The 17,020-nt window shown below is 63.5% G+C and carries 13 protein-coding genes; 6 read left to right on the forward strand and 7 right to left on the reverse strand.

What is annotated here, in order from left to right:
- Positions 1–65: 65 nt before the first annotated feature.
- Entirely contained in the window at positions 66–2,414 is a 2,349-nt protein-coding gene (locus RW095_RS25525; RefSeq protein ID WP_317021650.1) for a Tex family protein, read from the reverse strand.
- A 162-nt stretch (positions 2,415–2,576) separates the two neighbouring features.
- On the opposite strand from RW095_RS25525, the gene RW095_RS25530 reads away from it, so the two are divergent.
- The 3 genes from RW095_RS25530 (at position 2,577) to RW095_RS25540 (ending at position 6,420) form a co-directional block, all read left to right on the forward strand.
- Entirely contained in the window at positions 2,577–3,701 is a 1,125-nt protein-coding gene (locus tag RW095_RS25530) for a hypothetical protein (protein ID WP_317021651.1), read from the forward strand.
- A gap of 171 nt (positions 3,702–3,872) precedes the next feature.
- Entirely contained in the window at positions 3,873–4,091 is a 219-nt protein-coding gene (locus RW095_RS25535; protein ID WP_020065556.1) for a DUF465 domain-containing protein, read from the forward strand.
- Positions 4,092–4,155: 64 nt separating this feature from the next.
- Entirely contained in the window at positions 4,156–6,420 is a 2,265-nt protein-coding gene (locus RW095_RS25540) for an ATP-dependent DNA helicase (RefSeq protein WP_317021652.1), read from the forward strand.
- A 185-nt stretch (positions 6,421–6,605) separates the two neighbouring features.
- Here the strand turns inward: RW095_RS25540 and RW095_RS25545 are convergent, their stop codons facing one another.
- Complete coding sequence (locus tag RW095_RS25545; RefSeq protein ID WP_084166713.1) at positions 6,606–6,869, reverse strand: hypothetical protein; 264 nt, start codon at positions 6,867–6,869, stop codon at positions 6,606–6,608.
- 233 nt (positions 6,870–7,102) lie between these two features.
- Positions 7,103–8,209 (reverse strand): cupin domain-containing protein, encoded by a 1,107-nt coding sequence (locus RW095_RS25550; protein ID WP_317022677.1) that lies wholly within the window; start codon positions 8,207–8,209, stop codon positions 7,103–7,105.
- On the opposite strand from RW095_RS25550, the gene RW095_RS25555 reads away from it, so the two are divergent.
- A complete protein-coding gene (locus tag RW095_RS25555; RefSeq protein WP_317022864.1) occupies positions 8,139–8,360 on the forward strand; it encodes a hypothetical protein in 222 nt (73 codons plus the stop codon). The genes RW095_RS25550 and RW095_RS25555 overlap by 71 nt on opposite strands.
- A 25-nt stretch (positions 8,361–8,385) precedes the next feature.
- A complete protein-coding gene (locus RW095_RS25560; RefSeq protein ID WP_317021653.1) occupies positions 8,386–8,931 on the forward strand; it encodes an FKBP-type peptidyl-prolyl cis-trans isomerase in 546 nt (181 codons plus the stop codon).
- Here RW095_RS25560 and RW095_RS25565 read toward each other — a convergent pair.
- The 4 genes from RW095_RS25565 to RW095_RS25580 all read right to left on the reverse strand — a co-directional run bounded on the left by RW095_RS25565 (position 8,911) and on the right by RW095_RS25580 (position 15,563).
- Entirely contained in the window at positions 8,911–10,335 is a 1,425-nt protein-coding gene (locus RW095_RS25565) for a hypothetical protein (RefSeq protein WP_317022679.1), read from the reverse strand. The two genes, RW095_RS25560 and RW095_RS25565, sit on opposite strands and share 21 nt — an antisense overlap.
- Positions 10,322–13,009, reverse strand: a complete 2,688-nt coding sequence (gene mutS, locus RW095_RS25570) for a DNA mismatch repair protein MutS (protein WP_317021654.1) — start codon at positions 13,007–13,009, stop codon at positions 10,322–10,324. Before mutS ends, RW095_RS25565 begins: the two co-directional genes overlap by 14 nt.
- A gap of 224 nt (positions 13,010–13,233) precedes the next feature.
- Complete coding sequence (gene lplT, locus RW095_RS25575) at positions 13,234–14,532, reverse strand: lysophospholipid transporter LplT (protein ID WP_317021655.1); 1,299 nt, start codon at positions 14,530–14,532, stop codon at positions 13,234–13,236.
- Positions 14,533–14,759: 227 nt separating this feature from the next.
- On the reverse strand, positions 14,760–15,563 hold the full coding sequence (locus tag RW095_RS25580) for an inositol monophosphatase family protein (RefSeq protein WP_128587174.1): 804 nt from the start codon (positions 15,561–15,563) through the stop codon (positions 14,760–14,762).
- Positions 15,564–15,980: 417 nt separating this feature from the next.
- Between RW095_RS25580 and RW095_RS25585 the strand changes: the two genes are divergently transcribed.
- Positions 15,981–16,820 (forward strand): RNA methyltransferase, encoded by an 840-nt coding sequence (locus RW095_RS25585; RefSeq protein WP_317021656.1) that lies wholly within the window; start codon positions 15,981–15,983, stop codon positions 16,818–16,820.
- Positions 16,821–17,020: the final 200 nt, after the last annotated feature.

Consider the following 17,020-nt stretch of genomic DNA (forward strand, 5'->3'; position numbering starts at 1 on the left):
GACGCGTGGTGGAAGGCGCGCGTTCAGAGGCGCATAAGCGCCTCTGCACCGAACGCACGGGCTTCTTACTTCTGCTTCAACTTCGCGAATGCCGCAGCCATTGCGCCGCCTGCTTCCGGCTCGCGCGAGCGCTGTTGCGGCGCGCCGCGTCCATTGCCGCCCGAGCGGCCGGAGTTGCCGCGATCCTGCTGTGCACCGCCGCCACTGCGCGCAGCCGCCGCGCCGAACTCGTCGTCGAGGCGCATGGTGAGCGCGATACGCTGGCGCTTCACATCGACTTCGAGCACCTTGACCTTGACGATCTGTCCGGCCTTGACGACCTCGTGCGGGTCCTTGATGAACTTCGTCGACATTGCCGATACGTGCACGAGCCCATCCTGATGCACGCCGATGTCGACGAACGCACCGAAAGCCGCGACGTTCGTGACGACGCCCTCGAGCACCATGCCCGGCGTCAGATCGCTGACTTTCTCGACGCCTTCGCGGAACGTCGCCGTCTTGAACTCCGGCCGCGGATCGCGGCCCGGCTTTTCGAGTTCGAGCAGAATGTCGCGCACGGTCGGCAGGCCGAAACGTTCGTCGACGAATTCGCCCGGCGACAAGCCGCGCAGCGCATCCCGATTGCCGAGCACTTCACCAACGTGCTTGTTGATCTTCGCGAGGATCCGTTCAACGACCGGGTACGCTTCCGGGTGCACCGACGAGCGGTCGAGCGGGTTTTCGCCGTTGTTGATGCGCAGAAAGCCCGCAGCCTGTTCGAACGTCTTGTCACCGAGACGCGGCACCTTGCGCAGATGGTCGCGCGACGGGAACGGGCCGTTCGCATCGCGATAATCGACGATGTTGCGAGCCAGCGTGGCGTTCAGCCCCGACACGCGCGCGAGCAGGGCGACCGACGCCGTGTTCGCGTCCACGCCCACGGCGTTCACGCAGTCTTCGACAACCGCGTCGAGCGAGCGCGCGAGTTCGCGCTGATTCACGTCGTGCTGATACTGCCCGACGCCGATTGCCTTCGGCTCGATCTTCACGAGTTCGGCGAGCGGGTCTTGCAGACGCCGCGCGATCGACACCGCACCGCGCAGCGATACGTCCATGTCGGGGAACTCCTTCGCGGCCAGTTCGGAAGCCGAGTAGACCGATGCGCCGGCTTCGGACACGACGATTTTCTGCAGCTTGAATTCCGGATGACGCGCGATCAGTTCGCTCGCGAGCTTGTCCGTTTCACGCGACGCCGTGCCGTTGCCGATGCTGATCAACTCGGCCTGCGTGTGCGCGCAGATGCGCGCGAGTTTAGCGATGGAGCCGTCCCAGTCGCGGCGCGGTTCGTGCGGGTAGATCACGTCGGTGGCGAGTACCTTGCCGGTCCGATCGACCACCGCGACCTTCACGCCGGTGCGCATGCCCGGATCGAGGCCGATCACGGCCTTCGGCCCCGCGGGTGCGGCCAGAAGCAGGTCCTTCAGATTGCGCGCGAACACGCGAATCGCTTCGTGTTCGGCTTCGTCGCGCAGGTTGGTCAGCAGTTCGTTTTCGATGTGCGGCTGAACCTTGACGCGCCAGCACCAGCGGCACACGTCGGAAAGCCACTTGTCGGCCGGACGGTTCTGATTGGCAATGCCGAAGTGACGTGCGATCAGCGCTTCGCCCGGATGGGGCACCTGCGCGTCGAGTTCTTCGCCGAGGCCCAGCTTGACCATCAGCACGCCCGCATTGCGGCCGCGGAAAAGCGCGAGCGCACGATGCGACGGCACCGTGCGGATCGTTTCCGCGTAGTCGTAGTAGTCGCGGAATTTCTCTTCCTCAGCGGTTTCCTTGCCTTCGACCACTTTCGACGACACCACGCCCTGATTGAACAGGTAATCGCGCAGTTTGCCGAGCAGATCAGCGGTTTCGCCGAACTGCTCGGAGAGGATGTCGCGGGCGCCGTCGAGTGCGGCCTTCACGTCGACGACGCCTTTCTCCGCGTCCACGTACGCGGCGGCTTCCGTTTGCGGGTCGAGCAGCGGATTGCCGAGCAGCGCGTCGGCGAGCGGCTGCAGGCCGGCTTCGCGGGCAATCTGCGCGCGAGTGCGGCGCTTCGGCTTATACGGGAGATACAGGTCTTCGAGCACCTGCTTGCTGTCGGCGCCCTCGATCGCGTTGCGCAGCTCGTCGGTGAGCTTGCCCTGTTCGTCGATGCTCGCGATGATCGCCGCGCGCCGGTCTTCCAGTTCGCGCAGATACAGCAGGCGTTCCTCGAGGTTACGCAATTGCGTGTCGTCGAGATTGTCGGTCACTTCCTTACGGTAGCGGGCGATGAACGGAACAGTCGCTCCTTCGTCGAGGAGTTGCACCGCGGCCGCGACCTGGCGCGGCTGTACGGACAGTTCGGCGGCGATGCGCTGTACGATCTTGAGTGCTACGGTTTCCGTCATAAGCTCTTGGGTTTCCTGCGGACTCGGTCAAGGGCCGTGCGCCGGCGGCGCCTTGCGGCGCCGGGCACGCAGTGCGTGCGCGCTGCGACCAGGTTGCTAGAGCGGGGCATTTTGCCACAAATGCCAAAGGGCTCAACCGCCGGGGGTGATAGAATTTCGGGCATGTTCCGTTGCCCCTCTACGACGTTGCCAATCTCCTTTTCTTTCAACCGCCTGGGCTCGCACCCGGTCTCCCGCTCGCCACATTTGCCGCCGTTCGCAGTGCGCTGGCCGTTCACGTCGCGTGGGCGAGTGACGCGTGGCGTCGAAGTGAGCACGCCGGTTTCCGGCAGGGCGTTCGTGGTGTCGTGCGCGGCGTGCCTGATGGCTGCCGCGCTCGCGTTATCGGCGCCTGCTTCGGCGCAATCCGTGGCGCCGGAAAGCGGCGCTATTGCGCCTACCGTAAAGCCCGCGAGCTCGGCAACCGGAGGCGCGGCATCGGCGGAGCGGGGCAGTGGCGTCGGTGGCGAAACGAATGGCTCAGTGAATGCCGGAGCTGACAGCACAGCGAGCGGCGACAGCGCGACGCCGGGAGAGAGCGAGTTCGACGCGCGGCAGAAAGTGCTCAACCAACGCAGCGACGAAAACAACTACCGCTACGGCGTCGCCGAGCACAATTGCTACAGCACGTTCTTCGTCAATCACTGCTTGAACAAGGCGCGCGATCAGATGCGCACGGTGCAGGCGCAGATCCGCAAAGAGCAGCTCGCGCTCGACGGCGAGGAGCGCGCACAACGTGCCCGCAAACGTGACGAGCAGGCGGAACTCAAGCGCGCGCAGGACGAGGCGAGCGCGCCGCAGCGCGCCGCCGAAGACGCGCGCCACGCCCAGGCTTATGAAGAGAAGCAGCGTCAACATCAGTTGAACGAGGCGCAGCGCAATGCAGAGGCGCCGCAGCGCGCCGCCAACGCGCAGGCCTACGAGGAAAAGCAGCGTCAGCACGCAATCGACGAGGCGAAGCGCGGCATCAGCCCGTCTAAGGCCGCGGCCAATCAGCAGGCTTACGATCAGAAGCAGGCCGACTTTCAACGCAAGCTCGACGAGGCTCGTCAGCAGGGCGCGCAAAAGGCTCAGGAACGCGTAGAGAAGCAGCAGAGCTTCGAGAAAAAGCAGGCCGATGCGGCCCAGCACAAAGCCGACGTCGAAGCGCGCCAGAAGCAGGCCGCCGAGAAAGCGGAGCAGAAGCGTCAGGACCAGTTGAAGCAGCAGAAGCAACTCGAAGAGCAGCAGAAGCAGCAGCAACAGTGAGCCGCGCGCGGCGTCGCGCTCGTGTGGCGGGCGCCTGCGCGGTTGTAGTATCGCAGTGGTGCGCGCATGCGTGCAGGCAGTCGTAGCGCGTTTTGAGCCGGACAGCAACCTCAGGCAACGGGCTGAACATGGCGAACATGCAGCCCACGCAACAGTCGAGCGGAGGCGAGCATGCGCGATCAACATCACGTCATCAACGCGGACACACTTCGCGACCGGATTCTGCAACTGGAATCGGAGCACAGTGGGCTCGACCGTTTGATCGGCCGAATGTCGGATGAGCCCGGCATCGACGACTTCGAGTTGCAGCGCCTGAAAAAGCGCAAACTCAAGGTCAAGGACACCATCATCTTGCTGCAATTGCAGCTCGAACCGGACGTACGCGCCTGAGTTCGCGGCCTGGCAGGCGCCGGGCGCGCGCCGCGCGAGCCGGATTTTGCAGGAAACGCTTGCCTTGAATTCACCGCTTGAAACTTCCGGCCGCGCGACGGCCGCCGACGACGCGTCACAAACCGGCACATCCGCGCCGCGTCCCGCCGCGTCCGCGCTGAGTGCGTCGCTCAATCCACGCCGCGCCGCGGAGATCAACGAGATCTTCGCCGACAACGGTTTATTGGCCAGGCAGATTGACGGTTATCGCTCTCGCGCGTCGCAGATCGAAATGTCGCGCGCCGTCGCGGCCGCGATGGAAGCATCGGGCCGCGCGATGCCCGAGCCCGCAATGTTCGAGGCGCAAAAGCGTCCGGCGCGGCGCCTGCAAACGGGCGCCGCCGAGACCGTAGCCGACACGGTAGAAGCCGACGAAGCGCAGGCCCTGGACGGCGGCGAAAACACGCTGATCGTCGAGGCAGGCACTGGTACCGGCAAGACCTATGCGTATCTTGTGCCGGCCATGTTGTGGGGCGGCAAGGTGATCGTGTCGACGGGCACCAAGCATCTGCAGGACCAGCTCTTTCAGCGCGATATTCCGACCGTGCGCGACGCGCTTGCGGTGCCGGTGTCGGTCGCCATGCTCAAGGGCCGCGCGAACTATCTGTGTCACTACTATCTGCAGCGCACGGCGGACAACGGCCGCTTGCCGTCGCGCCAGGAAACGTCGTATCTGCAGGACATCGTCCGGTTTGCAAAGATCACGCGCACGGGCGACAAGGCCGAACTCGCGAGCGTGCCGGAAACCGCGGCGGTGTGGTCTATGGTCACTTCCACGCGCGATAACTGTCTCGGTCAGGAATGTCCGCATTACAAGGACTGCTTCGTAATGCAGGCGCGCCGCGAAGCGCAGCAGGCAGATATCGTGGTGGTCAATCACCACCTCTTTTTCGCAGACATCATGTTGCGCGATACCGGCATGGCGGAGCTGCTGCCCACGGCCAACACGGTCATCTTCGACGAAGCGCACCAGCTTCCCGAAACCGCCACGCTGTTTTTCGGCGAGACGCTTTCCACGGCACAGTTTCTCGAACTCGCACGCGATTGCGTCGCCGAGGGTTTGGGTCATGCACGTGACGCGGTCGACTGGGTCAAGCTCGGCTCCACACTGGAACGCGCCGCGCGTGACGTGAGGCTCGCGTTCAAGGAAGACTCGGTGCGTTTGTCGATCGGTCAGTTGCCGGACGGTCATCCGTTGTTTGCTGCACTCGAAGCGCTCGAAACCGAGCTCGACGCGCTGACCTCCGCGCTCGCAACGCAAGCCGAACGCGCCGAGTCGATCGGCGCCTGTCTGCGTCGCGCTCGCGAGTTGCAGGGCGTGCTTGCCGGCTGGACGACGCCGCCTACCGAACTCGAGCGTCAGGCGGGCGACACGGCTCAGAGCGGCTCCGGTGAAGCCAGGAGCGAGCGTGCCGATCCCAACGAGAAGGTGCGCTGGATCGAAGTGTTCGCGCATACCGTGCAGTTGCACGAGACGCCGCTCTCGGTCGCGCCGATCTTCGCCAAGCAGCGCGCAGGCGTGCCGCGTGCGTGGATCTTCACATCGGCCACGTTGTCGGTGCGCGGCGATTTCGCGCACTATGCCGCGCAAATGGGACTCAACGCCAAACGTTCCATGACGTTGCCGAGCCCGTTCGACTATCCGTCGCAAGGGCTTCTGTATGTGCCGCGCAATTTGCCGCAGCCGTCGTCGCCGACGTTCACCGACGCTGTGTTCGACGCGGCCTTGCCGGCGATCGAAGCGTCTGGTGGAGGCGTATTCATGTTGTGTACGACGCTGCGCGCAGTGGACCGAATCTCCGCCAAGCTGCGAGATGTGATCGAAGCGCGCGGCTGGAACTATCCGCTGCTAGTGCAGGGAGACGCAAGCCGCACTGAATTGCTCGACCGCTTCCGCGCGTATGGCAACGCGATTCTGGTGGGCAGTCAGAGCTTCTGGGAAGGCGTCGACGTGCGTGGCGACGCGCTGTCGCTTGTCGTCATCGATAAGCTGCCGTTCGCGCCGCCTGACGATCCGGTTCTGTCAGCGCGTCTCGATGCGCTGACGAAGAAAGGTCTGAGCCCGTTTGCGGTCCATCAACTGCCGCAGGCTGTCATTACGCTGAAGCAGGGCGCCGGCCGACTGATCCGCGCGGAAACCGACCGTGGCGTCTTGATGATCTGCGACACGCGTCTCGTCGACAAACCTTATGGACGCCGAATCTGGCAGAGCTTGCCGCCGTTCAAGCGCACACGTGAAATCGAGGTGGTGCGCGAGTTTTTCGAAGAGAGCGGCGAGGCCGCTCAATAGCCGCGCTCCAATAGCCGCGTTCCGTTTCGATAACCGGCTTCGATCGCGTTAATGCCGTAGCGAAAACGGCGCTTGAATGACAAAACGCCACGAACGTGAGTTCGTGGCGTTTTGTTTTACCGCTCGGGAAATCGAGACGATTTCCCGATGCAGTTTTCGCCCTAAGGCGAACCCTACGCGACAGCTTACTGGCTTGCGCCCGAAGCCGGAGCAGCAGCCGAAGCAGCAGCGCCTGCGTCCGAAGCAGCGGTCGTAGCCGAAGCAGCAGCGTCGCTCGCAGCAGCAGCCGCACCCGAAGCAGCAGCAGCCGAATCCGAAGCTGCAGCAGCAGCCGGTGCCGAAGCGGCAGCTGCGTCGCTAGCCGGGGCAGCGGCTTGGTCGTTGCTCTTGTTGCATGCAGCCAGTGCCACAGCTGCCAACAGGGATGCTACGAGGAGGGATTTCTTCATGATCACGTCCTTTTATGGTTAAAGGTAAGCAACAGCGCAAAATAATACCGGTAATGTGCTCCAACACCGACCTGGGCCGCTGGTGGAGACGCTCTTTTGACGAGCAGGAATCTTCCCTACGGCTTGGGCGGAAATTATATGCACTTTCGTACTGACAATCCATAAATCCGGGGTCAATACGTTGTCTTTCCCATACAAAATTTCTATGTACTGTGTATAACAGACACGCGAGGCTAGGCAAGCTCGCCCATCCGTATCCAGCCCGCACAATACCACTCGTGCAGCCGTGCTGTCACCGACGAATCGTGTGAGAGTGTTACAAAGCGTTTCGCACTCAGACACCGGTAATCGGCGAGATCAAACAACCATTTTTTCGCGCCGTCGAACGACGTTTTCTCTCCATTTACGAAGAAAAAACGGCGGTTGTACAACAAATTCGTCTTGCGGTCCAGTCGCACACCTAAGCTCGATGCCTGACTGATGAAACGTGCCTCGCTGAGCGGCCTTTGCGGCGGATCGAAGACGACACTCGGCTTGGGTTCGCTGAGGTACGTGCCAAGGAACGACGCAATGTCCTGCTCATTCCATTTGATGCCAGCAAGGATTGCGCCAACACGTTCGACCAGCGCGACAGGCAGTTCCGCCGGCCGGTCTACGGCAGGCTGCTGCGGGTCTCGATATAGCGCCCCGGGCTGACCGTTTGCTTCGCCGCGTTCGGCCAGATGGTAGAGAAACTGGGCCGTCAGCTCGCCGGCCGACGGTGCGCGAAAGCCGATCGAGCACGTCATGCACTCGCCTTCGGCGACGCCATCATGTGCGATGTGCGGCGGCAAATACAGCATGTCGCCCGGCTCCAGCAGCCACTCTTGTTCCGCCTCGAAGTTCTGTAAAACTTTCAACGGCAGTCCCGCTTGCAGCGTCAGATCTTTCTGCGAACTGATGCGCCAGCGCCGCTTGCCTTTTACTTGCAAAAGAAACACATCGTAGGAATCGAAGTGCGGGCCGACGCCGCCGCCGTCGGTCGCATAAGAGATCATCAGATCGTCCAGACGCGCATCGGGCACGAAGCGGAAGCGGTCCAGCAGAGCCCGCGCACAGTCGTCGTAGAGGTCGACGCCCTGCACGAGCAGGGTCCACGCGCGTTGCTTGAGCGACGGCAGCTCGTCCGGCGCAAAGGGGCCGTGTTCAAGTTGCCACTTATCGCGAAAGTGTGTGATGAGGCGCGCTTCGACATCTTCCTGGTCCGCCAGTTCAAAGAACTCGTCGCGCGTGAGCGGCGACTCGACATTGGGAATCGCCTGGCGGATCAATAAGGGCTTTTTCTGCCAGTACCGGCGCATGAATTGCGACGGCGTGAGGTTGCCGAGCAATGGCGTTGGTGTGTCGCGCGAAGGCGGAAGAAACGCGGTAGCCGGCTTTTTAGCCGATGACGAATTGCGTGCCGAAGCTGCTTCGGCCGGGTGGTCAGTGGGCCGCTTGGGCATCGTATAATGTGAGTTGTATTCTGGAGAATCGAATGAAAATCGCAAAGAACACCGTCGTGTCGGTCGCCTACAAGCTGTCGGATGCGCAGGGCAATCTGATTGAAGAAAGCGACGAGCCGATGGTCTATCTGCACGGCGGCTATGATGGCACGTTCCCCAAGATCGAGGAAGAGCTCGACGGCCACGAGGCCGGCTTCGAGACCCAGATCCAGCTCGAGCCGCAAGATGCATTCGGTGAGTACGATCCGGACCTCGTGAAGATCGAGCCGCGCAATCGCTTTCCGGAACCGCTCGAGGTCGGCATGCAGTTCGAAGGTACGCCGGAAGAAGGCGACGAAGACCTCGATTCGCTCGTCTACGTGGTGACCGACGTCGCGGAAGACAAAGTCGTGCTCGACGGCAACCATCCGCTAGCCGGCATGGCGCTGCGTTTTGCGTTGACGGTCAAAGACGTGCGTCCGGCGACCGAAGACGAAATTCAGCATGAACACGCGCATGGCGCCGACGGCCTCGAAGTGCTCGACGACGACGACGAGGCTGACGACGGGAGCGGCAAGTCAGGGCCTACGCTGCACTGAGCTTGCAGGCAGGCCGGGCGTGCCGGAAGCCCCCGCGGCGCCCGGCATGCGCGGCTGCGCAGACGGGACTGTTTGCGCAGGCGGAACCGACGTAGCGGGTCCGTATCCGCCGCCGCCCTGGTCGGCTGGAATGCGCGGCAACTGGTCGAGTTGCTGAGAGTCCGGTTGCGGCTGGCCGGGCGTCTGAAATAGCGGCGGCAAGTCCGAGGCCGGCGCAAGCGACGGCCCAAGCGACGGCCCAAGCGACGGCACGGCCGGCATCGAGGCGGCGGGCTCCTCTCGCAGCAACGGAGGCTGCGCCGTGGGCATCGGCATTTGCGGCGGTACGTCGCGCACGGTCACGCGAAACGGCGGCTTTCTGCCGAAGTCCGCTTCTATCTGAATCCACTGGTTAAGACGGTCATGCGGCGCAAGCGCGACACGCGTGAGGTTCGTCACCAGGTTCCCCTTGTCATTGCGTAGCGGCTGATCGATCACAAAGCCCGCGCTTGCGCGTTCGTCGTCGGAGTGGATGACGAGCACCGGGCCGGGGAAGATCTGCGCGAGCTTCACGAGGCTGCGCTTGAACTCCAGGAATCCGTCGCGGCGCGGATTGCGCCCGAAGCGCAACCAGGCGAAACGCTCGGGCCGCTCATAGCGCTCGGGATCGGGATCGCCTTGAATGAACACGACTACCGCGCGGGCGTCGCGACGCTTCGCAAATTCGCCGGCATGCTCGAGCCAGAATGCATTGGCGATCACCCGGTCTTCGAACTCGCCGTTGCGTCCGCCGGCAGTCAGATAATGATTGTTCGGACTCGGCACATTCAGCCCGACGAATACAGTGCCTCCCGCTTGCCAGCGCACATTTTCCCGATACGGACGAAAGCGCGACACCTCGCTCTCGCGCGTCAACGCAATCGCGTTCTGGCCCATCGAGTTGGCGTCGCCGAAGAGCGTCTGGCGGAGCTGATCGAGCCGTTCGACCGGATCGAAGCCTCCGGCCTGCGAGCTCGCGCAATCGATCCAGTCGTGCTGACCCGGAATGAAAAATAACGCGGGCCGCGACGTTTCCAGCACTGCATGCCGGCGTTCATACAGCGCATCGCGGCAGGCTTCTTTCGGGCCTTTGAGATTGCCGTCGTACACGATGAACGACACGCCGCGCTCCCGGCCGATTGCATCGATCAGCCGCTGTGTCGGAGCTTCGTCGGCGGGACTTTGCATGGTGTTCGCGATGACCGCGAAGCTATAGCCCGGCGCTGCCGCGTACGTCGCCGTCGCGGGCAACAGGAAAGCGAAGACAGACGCGAAAACGGCGGCGAACCGCCCCCGGCCGTACGCTTGCGCAAAGGCAATGGTCAATGCCGCGCCGAGTCGGCACGGAGGTTGCGCGAGACAGCGGCGTGCGTCAGTGATCGGCATCCGGCGCAGCGGCCAGCTCGTGCAGTTCATACAGCAGATCGAGCGCTTCCCGTGGCCGCAGATCGTTCGGATCGATGCCACGCAGACGCTCGACGAGCGCTTTCATTGCGGGCGATTGCGAAGCCGCTTCACTGCCGGTGGCGCGTTCGTCGTCCGCGTCTTCGAGCAACGTTGGCAGCGGCGCGGCGAACAGGTCGAGCTGCGGAGTAGGCTGGGCCGCCGACTGCTGTTCAAGATGCGCGAGATGCTTGCGCGCCGCGCGAATCACCGCGTTCGGCACGCCGGCGAGCTGCGCGACCTGCAAGCCGTAGCTCTGGTTCGCCGGGCCTTCGTTGACTGCGTGCAGGAACACGATGCCGTGTCCATGCTCGACCGCGGACAGATGCACGTTGGCCGCTTGCGGAAATTCGGCGGGCAACTGCGTCAGCTCGAAATAGTGTGTCGCGAAAAGCGTATGGCAGCCGTTGTGCGAGAGCAGATGCCGCGCGATGGCCCATGCGAGCGCGAGACCGTCGAAGGTAGATGTGCCGCGGCCGATTTCATCCATCAGCACGAGGCTTTGCGGCGTCGCGTCGTTCAGGATCGCAGCGGCTTCGGTCATCTCCACCATGAACGTCGAACGGCCGCCGGCGAGATCGTCCGCTGCGCCGATGCGCGTGAAAATGCGGTCGATCGGGCCGAACGCCGCGCGCCGCGCGGGCACATAGCTGCCCACATATGCAAGCAGCGCGATGAGCGCCGTCTGGCGCATGAAGGTCGATTTACCGCCCATGTTGGGGCCGGTGATCAGCAGCAGCTTGCGCTCGGGCGTAAGCGTGCAGTCGTTCGCGATGAATTGCTCGACCTGCGCCTCGACAACCGGATGACGGCCCTGTTCGATTTCGATGCCCGCGTTCGGCGAGAAGCTCGGCGCAACCCAGTCGAGTGCGCGAGCACGTTCGGCGAAGGCGGTCAGGAGATCGAGCTCCGCGAGTGCCGACGCGACGCGCTGGCAATCGGGAATGAACGGCAGCAGCGTCTGCAACAGCGCGTCGTAGAGCGAACGCTCGCGGGCGAGCGCACGTTCCTGCGCGGACAGCGCCTTGTCTTCGAACGTCTTCAGTTCCGGCGTGATGTAGCGCTCGGCGTTCTTCAACGTCTGACGGCGGCGATAGTCGTCCGGCACCTTGTCGGTCTGGCCGCGCGTGACCTCAATATAGAAGCCGTGCACCTTGTTGTATTCGACTCGCAGATTGCCGATGCCGGTGCGCGCGCGCTCACGCGTTTCAAGATCGATCAGGAACTGCCCGCAGTTCTCCGAAATATCCCTGAGCTCGTCGAGCTCCGCATCGTAGCCGCGTGCGATGACGCCGCCGTCTCGCACCATGGCGGCCGGCTCCTGCGCAATGGCGCGCGTGAGCAACTCGACGCAAGCCTGTGGCGGTTCGAGCGACGCGTCGATGCGGGCGAGCGAATCCGCATTCGATGAAACAGCCGCCACCTTCGCGCGAAGCTCGGGGAGGGCGACGAAGGTATCGCGCAAGCTCGACAGATCGCGGGGCCGCGCGGAAAGCAGTGCAAGACGGCCGGTGATCCGCTCGATGTCCGAGATGTGCCGCAGCGCGCTGCGCAGCGAGTCGACGTCCGCACCCGCGGGCGCCTCGAGCAATGCGCCGATAGCCTGCTGACGCGACTGCGCGACCAGCGGGTCGCGCGGCGGATGATGCAGCCAGTGCCGCAGCAAACGGCTGCCCATGGTCGTGCAGCACGTGTCGAGCAAGGAGCACAGCGTGGGCGACTCGGTGCCGCGCAGCGTTTGCGTGATTTCCAGGTTGCGCCGCGTGGCGGGGTCGAGGCCGATATATTCGGACTCGTACTCGACCTTCAGGCTGCGCACGTGCCGCAGTTGCTGACCTTGCGTGGCCGCCGCGTACAGGAGCAACGCGCCGGCCGCGCCGCATGCGCAGGTGAGCGAATGCGCGCCAAAGCCGTCGAGGCCCGCCACTTCGAGTTGATCGCACAGACGTTGCGTACCCGAGGCGACATCGAAATGCCATGCGGGCACGCGAGTCAGCGCGCGCGCGCCGGTGGGCGGCGTCCAGCTCGCGGAATCGGCAGCGGTGTCGGCAACCAGAATTTCCGCGGGGCCGATCCGTTCGAGCGCCGCGGCCACCTGATCGGGTGCGACTTCCGCGAGCCGCAGCGCGCCGCTCGCGAGATTCAGCCACGCGAGGCCGACGCCCGTCGCGACGCCGCGACGGTTGTGCGCAACGCACATGGCGAGCAGAAAGACGTCGTTTTTGTCCGACAGCAGCGCGGCGTCCGTGAGCGTGCCCGGCGTGACGACGCGCACCACCTTGCGCTCGACGGGACCTTTCGACGTGGCCGGGTCGCCGATCTGCTCGCAGATCGCGACGGATTCGCCGAGCTTCACGAGCTTCGCGAGATACTGTTCGACCGCATGATGCGGCACGCCCGCCATCTTGATCGGATTGCCCGCCGACGCGCCGCGCTGCGTGAGCGTGAGATCGAGCAGACGTGCGGCTTTTTCCGCGTCTTCGAAAAACAGTTCGTAGAAGTCGCCCATCCGGTAGAACACCAGCGTGCCGGGATGCTCCGCCTTGATGCGCAGGTACTGCTGCATCATTGGCGTGTGTTGTGCGACGTCGCTGGCCGCTGCGGTTTGAGTGCCCATCCTCGATATCTTTTTGCGTTAGCTGTTCAGGGCGTGAGTTTAACCCGCCGGCGCGGCGAGCGGACCCTGGCCGGATGGCCAACCCACGCTGTCACGCAAATTGCTCGGGGTGCAAACTCAGGCAGGCATATTCCACGCAGGCGCGAGCAAACCAAGCACAGCAAGCTCGCGCAGACACGTGCCATATGCACGAATTGCACGCATACTTCGCGCTCGTGCCGACGTCATTCTTCGAGCAGCGCGCGCATATCGGCGGTGCGTTCGTTCGCCGCGCTGCGCCGTTTCGCGAGCCACATCATGAACGTGATGAACGCGCCGAACACAACGATGATCCATTGCGCGGGCATTCTGGCGGTGAGCAGCAGGGCGTACGCGCCTAGCATCAGCAGCACGGCGAGATTCTGATTGAAGTTCTGCACCGCGATCGAATGGCCAGCGGACAGCAGCGTCGCGCCGCGATGCTGAAGAATTGCGTTCATCGGCACGATGAAAAAGCCGGACAGCGCGCCGAGCAGGATCATCAGCGGATAGGCGAGAAGGATATAAGCCGGCGCGACGTAGGAGCCGATGTGGATGCCGGCATCCGCGGGAAAAAGATTCTTGTTGTAGAAGGCCATTGCAATCGCCACCGCGCCGGTCACGATGCCGACCGGCAGCACTGTGAGCGAACGGCGCAGCGGAATCAGCGCGGCCGCCGCTGCCGCGCCGACGGCAATGCCGAGTCCGGTGACGCCTTGCATGACGGCCGCCTTCGAGAGCGACAAGCCGAGGTTCACATTGGCCCATTTCAGCACGAGCAGCTGCAGCGTCACGGCGCCGCCCCACATCAGCGTCGTCACCCATAACGCTATCTGTGCGAGCTTGTCGGCCCACAGCACGTTGAAGCAATGATAAAAGTCGCCGACGAGCTTGGTCGGTTCGGACAGGCGGTTCGGATAACGTGCGCCGGTGTCGGGAATGAACATGTTGATGCCTGCTGCGATCGCATAGGTGAGCATCACGGCGAACATCGCGAGATCGGCCGATGAGCGGATCAGCGGCAGATGAGCGTGTGCAACGAATTTATCGGCGAATGTGCTGATGAGCGCTCCGCCCACCATCGTGCCGACGATAGTCGACAGCACGGTCGCCGATTCCAGCCATGCGTTTGCCTTGACGAGTTTTTCGGCCGGCAGCAGCTCGGTGAGAATGCCGTACTTCGCGGGCGAATACGCGGCCGCGCCGAAGCCGACCACGCCATAGGCGATCATCGGATGCACGCCCACGATCATCATCAGACAGCCGCTCGCCTTCAGCGCATTCGAGATGAACATCACGTGACGCTTTTGCATGGAGTCCGCAAACGCGCCGACGAAGGGCGCGAGCAGCACGTACGAGACGGTGAAAAAAATCTGGAGCAACGGCGTGACCCACGCGGCGGAACGGATCACGGACAACAATGCGATGGCGGCGATCAGCAGGGCATTGTCCGCCAGCGACGAAATGAACTGCGCCGCGATGATTGTGTAGAAGCCTTTTTTCATGAAGCGGATGGGAAGCTGCGCGCAAGCCTTAGGCGCAGATAGAGGCGCAGACGAGGCGCACATGCGGGCGCAGCGTAGAACGCGAAATGCAGCCGGCGAGGGAGACGCGCCGGCGCGGCTTCCCGCTTTGTAGCATGAACGCTCGCACGATGCAGGCGCGCCAACGAAAAAGCGGCCGAAGCCGCTTGTCGTGATTCTGCGCATTGCGATTCTTTGATTCGCTGCCCTTAAGCCGCTTGCTGGCGGGTACGGCTGTAGCGCGACAGGATCGGCACCATCTGCGCGTAGATCTTCGGATTGCCGGCGACAACTTCGCCAACGTGCAGGAAGTCGGAGTCGCCGGTGTAGTTGCCCACCAGACCGCCGGCTTCGGTAATCAGCAGGCTGCCCGCGGCGACGTCCCACGGGTTCAGGCCTTGCTCGAAGAAGCCGTCCATGCGGCCCGCAGCGACGTTTGCCAGATCGAGCGCGGCGGCGCCCGGACGGCGCAGGCCCGCGCACGCTTGCGTCATTTCCGCGAACTGGCGGCCATACGCTTCGAGGCCGTCGGTTTCGCGGAACGGAAAGCCGGTGCCGATCAGGCCGTCGGCCAGCCGGTCACGCTTGGCGACGCGAATGCGGCGGTCGTTCAGGAACGCGCCGCGGCCACGCGAAGCTGTGAAGAGGTCGTTGCGGGTCGGATCGTAGACCACGGCCTGGGTCACGATGCCTTTATGAGCCAGCGCGATCGACACGCAGTAGTACGGAAAGCCGTGAATGAAGTTGGTCGTGCCGTCGAGCGGATCGATGATCCACTGGTACTCGGACTCGTTGTCCGACTTGCCGGATTCTTCGGCGAGGATCGCGTGATCGGGATAGGCGGTCTTCAGCGTGTCGATGATCGCAGCTTCAGACGCCTTGTCGATCTCCGTGACGAAATCGTTGTGCTGTTTCTTGCTGACCTGGATCAGATCGAGGTCGAGCGACGCGCGGTTGATGATCTGAGCTGCGCGGCGCGCGGCCTTGACAGCGATATTGAGCATGGGATGCATGGATTGATCCTTGTGCCGGGGCAGCACGGCTGCTTGCCGGTGAATGGGCGCTACGCGCACACTAATTGGCGCCCTCGATGAGGCGCAGAAACAGCACGGAATGCTCGCCCGGTACACGACCGGTGCGTATTCCGCCAACGGAGACGAATTGAATAAGAACGAAGCGCCCGGTTTTGCTAGTTGCATGCACTGACTGTGCCGGACGCGAATCGCGATATTTTACCTCAGTCCGCAGGTCGCGGCAGGGTTCGAAGCGGGCAGGGCCTTCATGCTCATTTCAATGGGCGCACGGTGCGGGACATGACATGCGATGCACGTGCCATATGACGTGCAACGTGGTGTGTGCCATCGCGCGTATTTCGGGGTCTGCCCGCGTTGGCGCTACCATACGCGTTCTTTCGCTTGCATAACATCATCGTGGACCACACCCACCATTCTTCCGATCCCGCCGTGGCCGACTTGCGCGGCGGCTTCACCTCCACGCGCTTCGTGCTCGTCGAGCCGAGCCATCCGGGCAACGTCGGCGCCGCCGCGCGTGCGCTCAAAACCATGGGTTTCTCGCGGCTCGTGCTCGTCTCGCCCCGCGTGCCGCATGTGCAGAGCGATCCGGAAGCCATCGCAATGGCAAGCGGCGCCGACGACGTGCTCGCTTCGGCCCACGTCGTGCCGACGCTTGCTGATGCACTCTCCGGCGTGCATTGGTCGATCGCGCTGACCGCGCGGCAGCGCGAATACGGTCCTCCGCAATGGACGCCGCGCGCAGCCGCAAGTCTCGCGCGCGACGAGGCGTTGCACGGCGAGATCGCGCTCGTGTTCGGCAACGAGCGCACTGGCTTATCGAATGAAGACGTCGAGCGATGCAGCGCGCTCGCACACATTCCCGCCAATCCCGCCTACAGTTCGCTCAATCTTGCACAAGCGGTCCAGGTGTTGGCGTACGAGCTGCGCATGATCTACCTGACGAGCGGCGCCGACACAGCCGCGCCCGCAATGAGTGCGCCGCAAACGTCAGCCGCATCTGCCGAGCCGGCAGCCGCGCGTGCCGCGAGCAATGAAATTGAAAGCATGTTCGCGCACCTCGAAAGCGCGCTCGTCGCGCTCGAGTTTCTCGACCCCGCGAATCCGAAGAAACTGATGTCGCGCTTGCGGCGGCTTTTCGCGCGCTCGGGCCTGGAGCGCGAGGAAGTCAACATCGTGCGCGGCATCGCCAAACACATCCTTCTGAAGACGGGCCACAAGGACGACGGCGTGCAGTAGGGCGGCGCGCCCGGTGTAACGAGTGGCCAGTTGGGGGAGCCCGGCTAACACGACGACCTTTTGCGCTACATGGACTTCCGGCAGGTTTTCGGGAACCGCCCTACAATCCTCGAAACGTTCTAAGCAAAGCTGCCGTGCTGCTATGCGGCGCTGCTGCACGCGCATTGCGGTTCGCGCATGCGGTCTCCTTCCCACACAAC

It is taken from the genome of Paraburkholderia kirstenboschensis, assembly GCF_032806925.1.
Lineage (GTDB): Bacteria > Pseudomonadota > Gammaproteobacteria > Burkholderiales > Burkholderiaceae > Paraburkholderia > Paraburkholderia kirstenboschensis.

Coding starts and splice junctions, on each gene's coding strand:
- RW095_RS25550 (WP_317022677.1), bottom strand. CDS start 8,209: ATGCGCCGGTACTGGCAGAAAAAGCCCTTATTGATCCGCCAGGCGATT.
- RW095_RS25545 (WP_084166713.1), bottom strand. CDS start 6,869: ATGAAGAAATCCCTCCTCGTAGCATCCCTGTTGGCAGCTGTGGCACTG.
- lplT (WP_317021655.1), bottom strand. CDS start 14,532: ATGAAAAAAGGCTTCTACACAATCATCGCGGCGCAGTTCATTTCGTCG.
- mutS (WP_317021654.1), bottom strand. CDS start 13,009: ATGGGCACTCAAACCGCAGCGGCCAGCGACGTCGCACAACACACGCCA.
- RW095_RS25535 (WP_020065556.1), top strand. CDS start 3,873: ATGCGCGATCAACATCACGTCATCAACGCGGACACACTTCGCGACCGG.
- RW095_RS25530 (WP_317021651.1), top strand. CDS start 2,577: ATGTTCCGTTGCCCCTCTACGACGTTGCCAATCTCCTTTTCTTTCAAC.
- RW095_RS25565 (WP_317022679.1), bottom strand. CDS start 10,335: ATGCCGATCACTGACGCACGCCGCTGTCTCGCGCAACCTCCGTGCCGA.
- RW095_RS25560 (WP_317021653.1), top strand. CDS start 8,386: ATGAAAATCGCAAAGAACACCGTCGTGTCGGTCGCCTACAAGCTGTCG.
- RW095_RS25580 (WP_128587174.1), bottom strand. CDS start 15,563: ATGCATCCCATGCTCAATATCGCTGTCAAGGCCGCGCGCCGCGCAGCT.
- RW095_RS25525 (WP_317021650.1), bottom strand. CDS start 2,414: ATGACGGAAACCGTAGCACTCAAGATCGTACAGCGCATCGCCGCCGAA.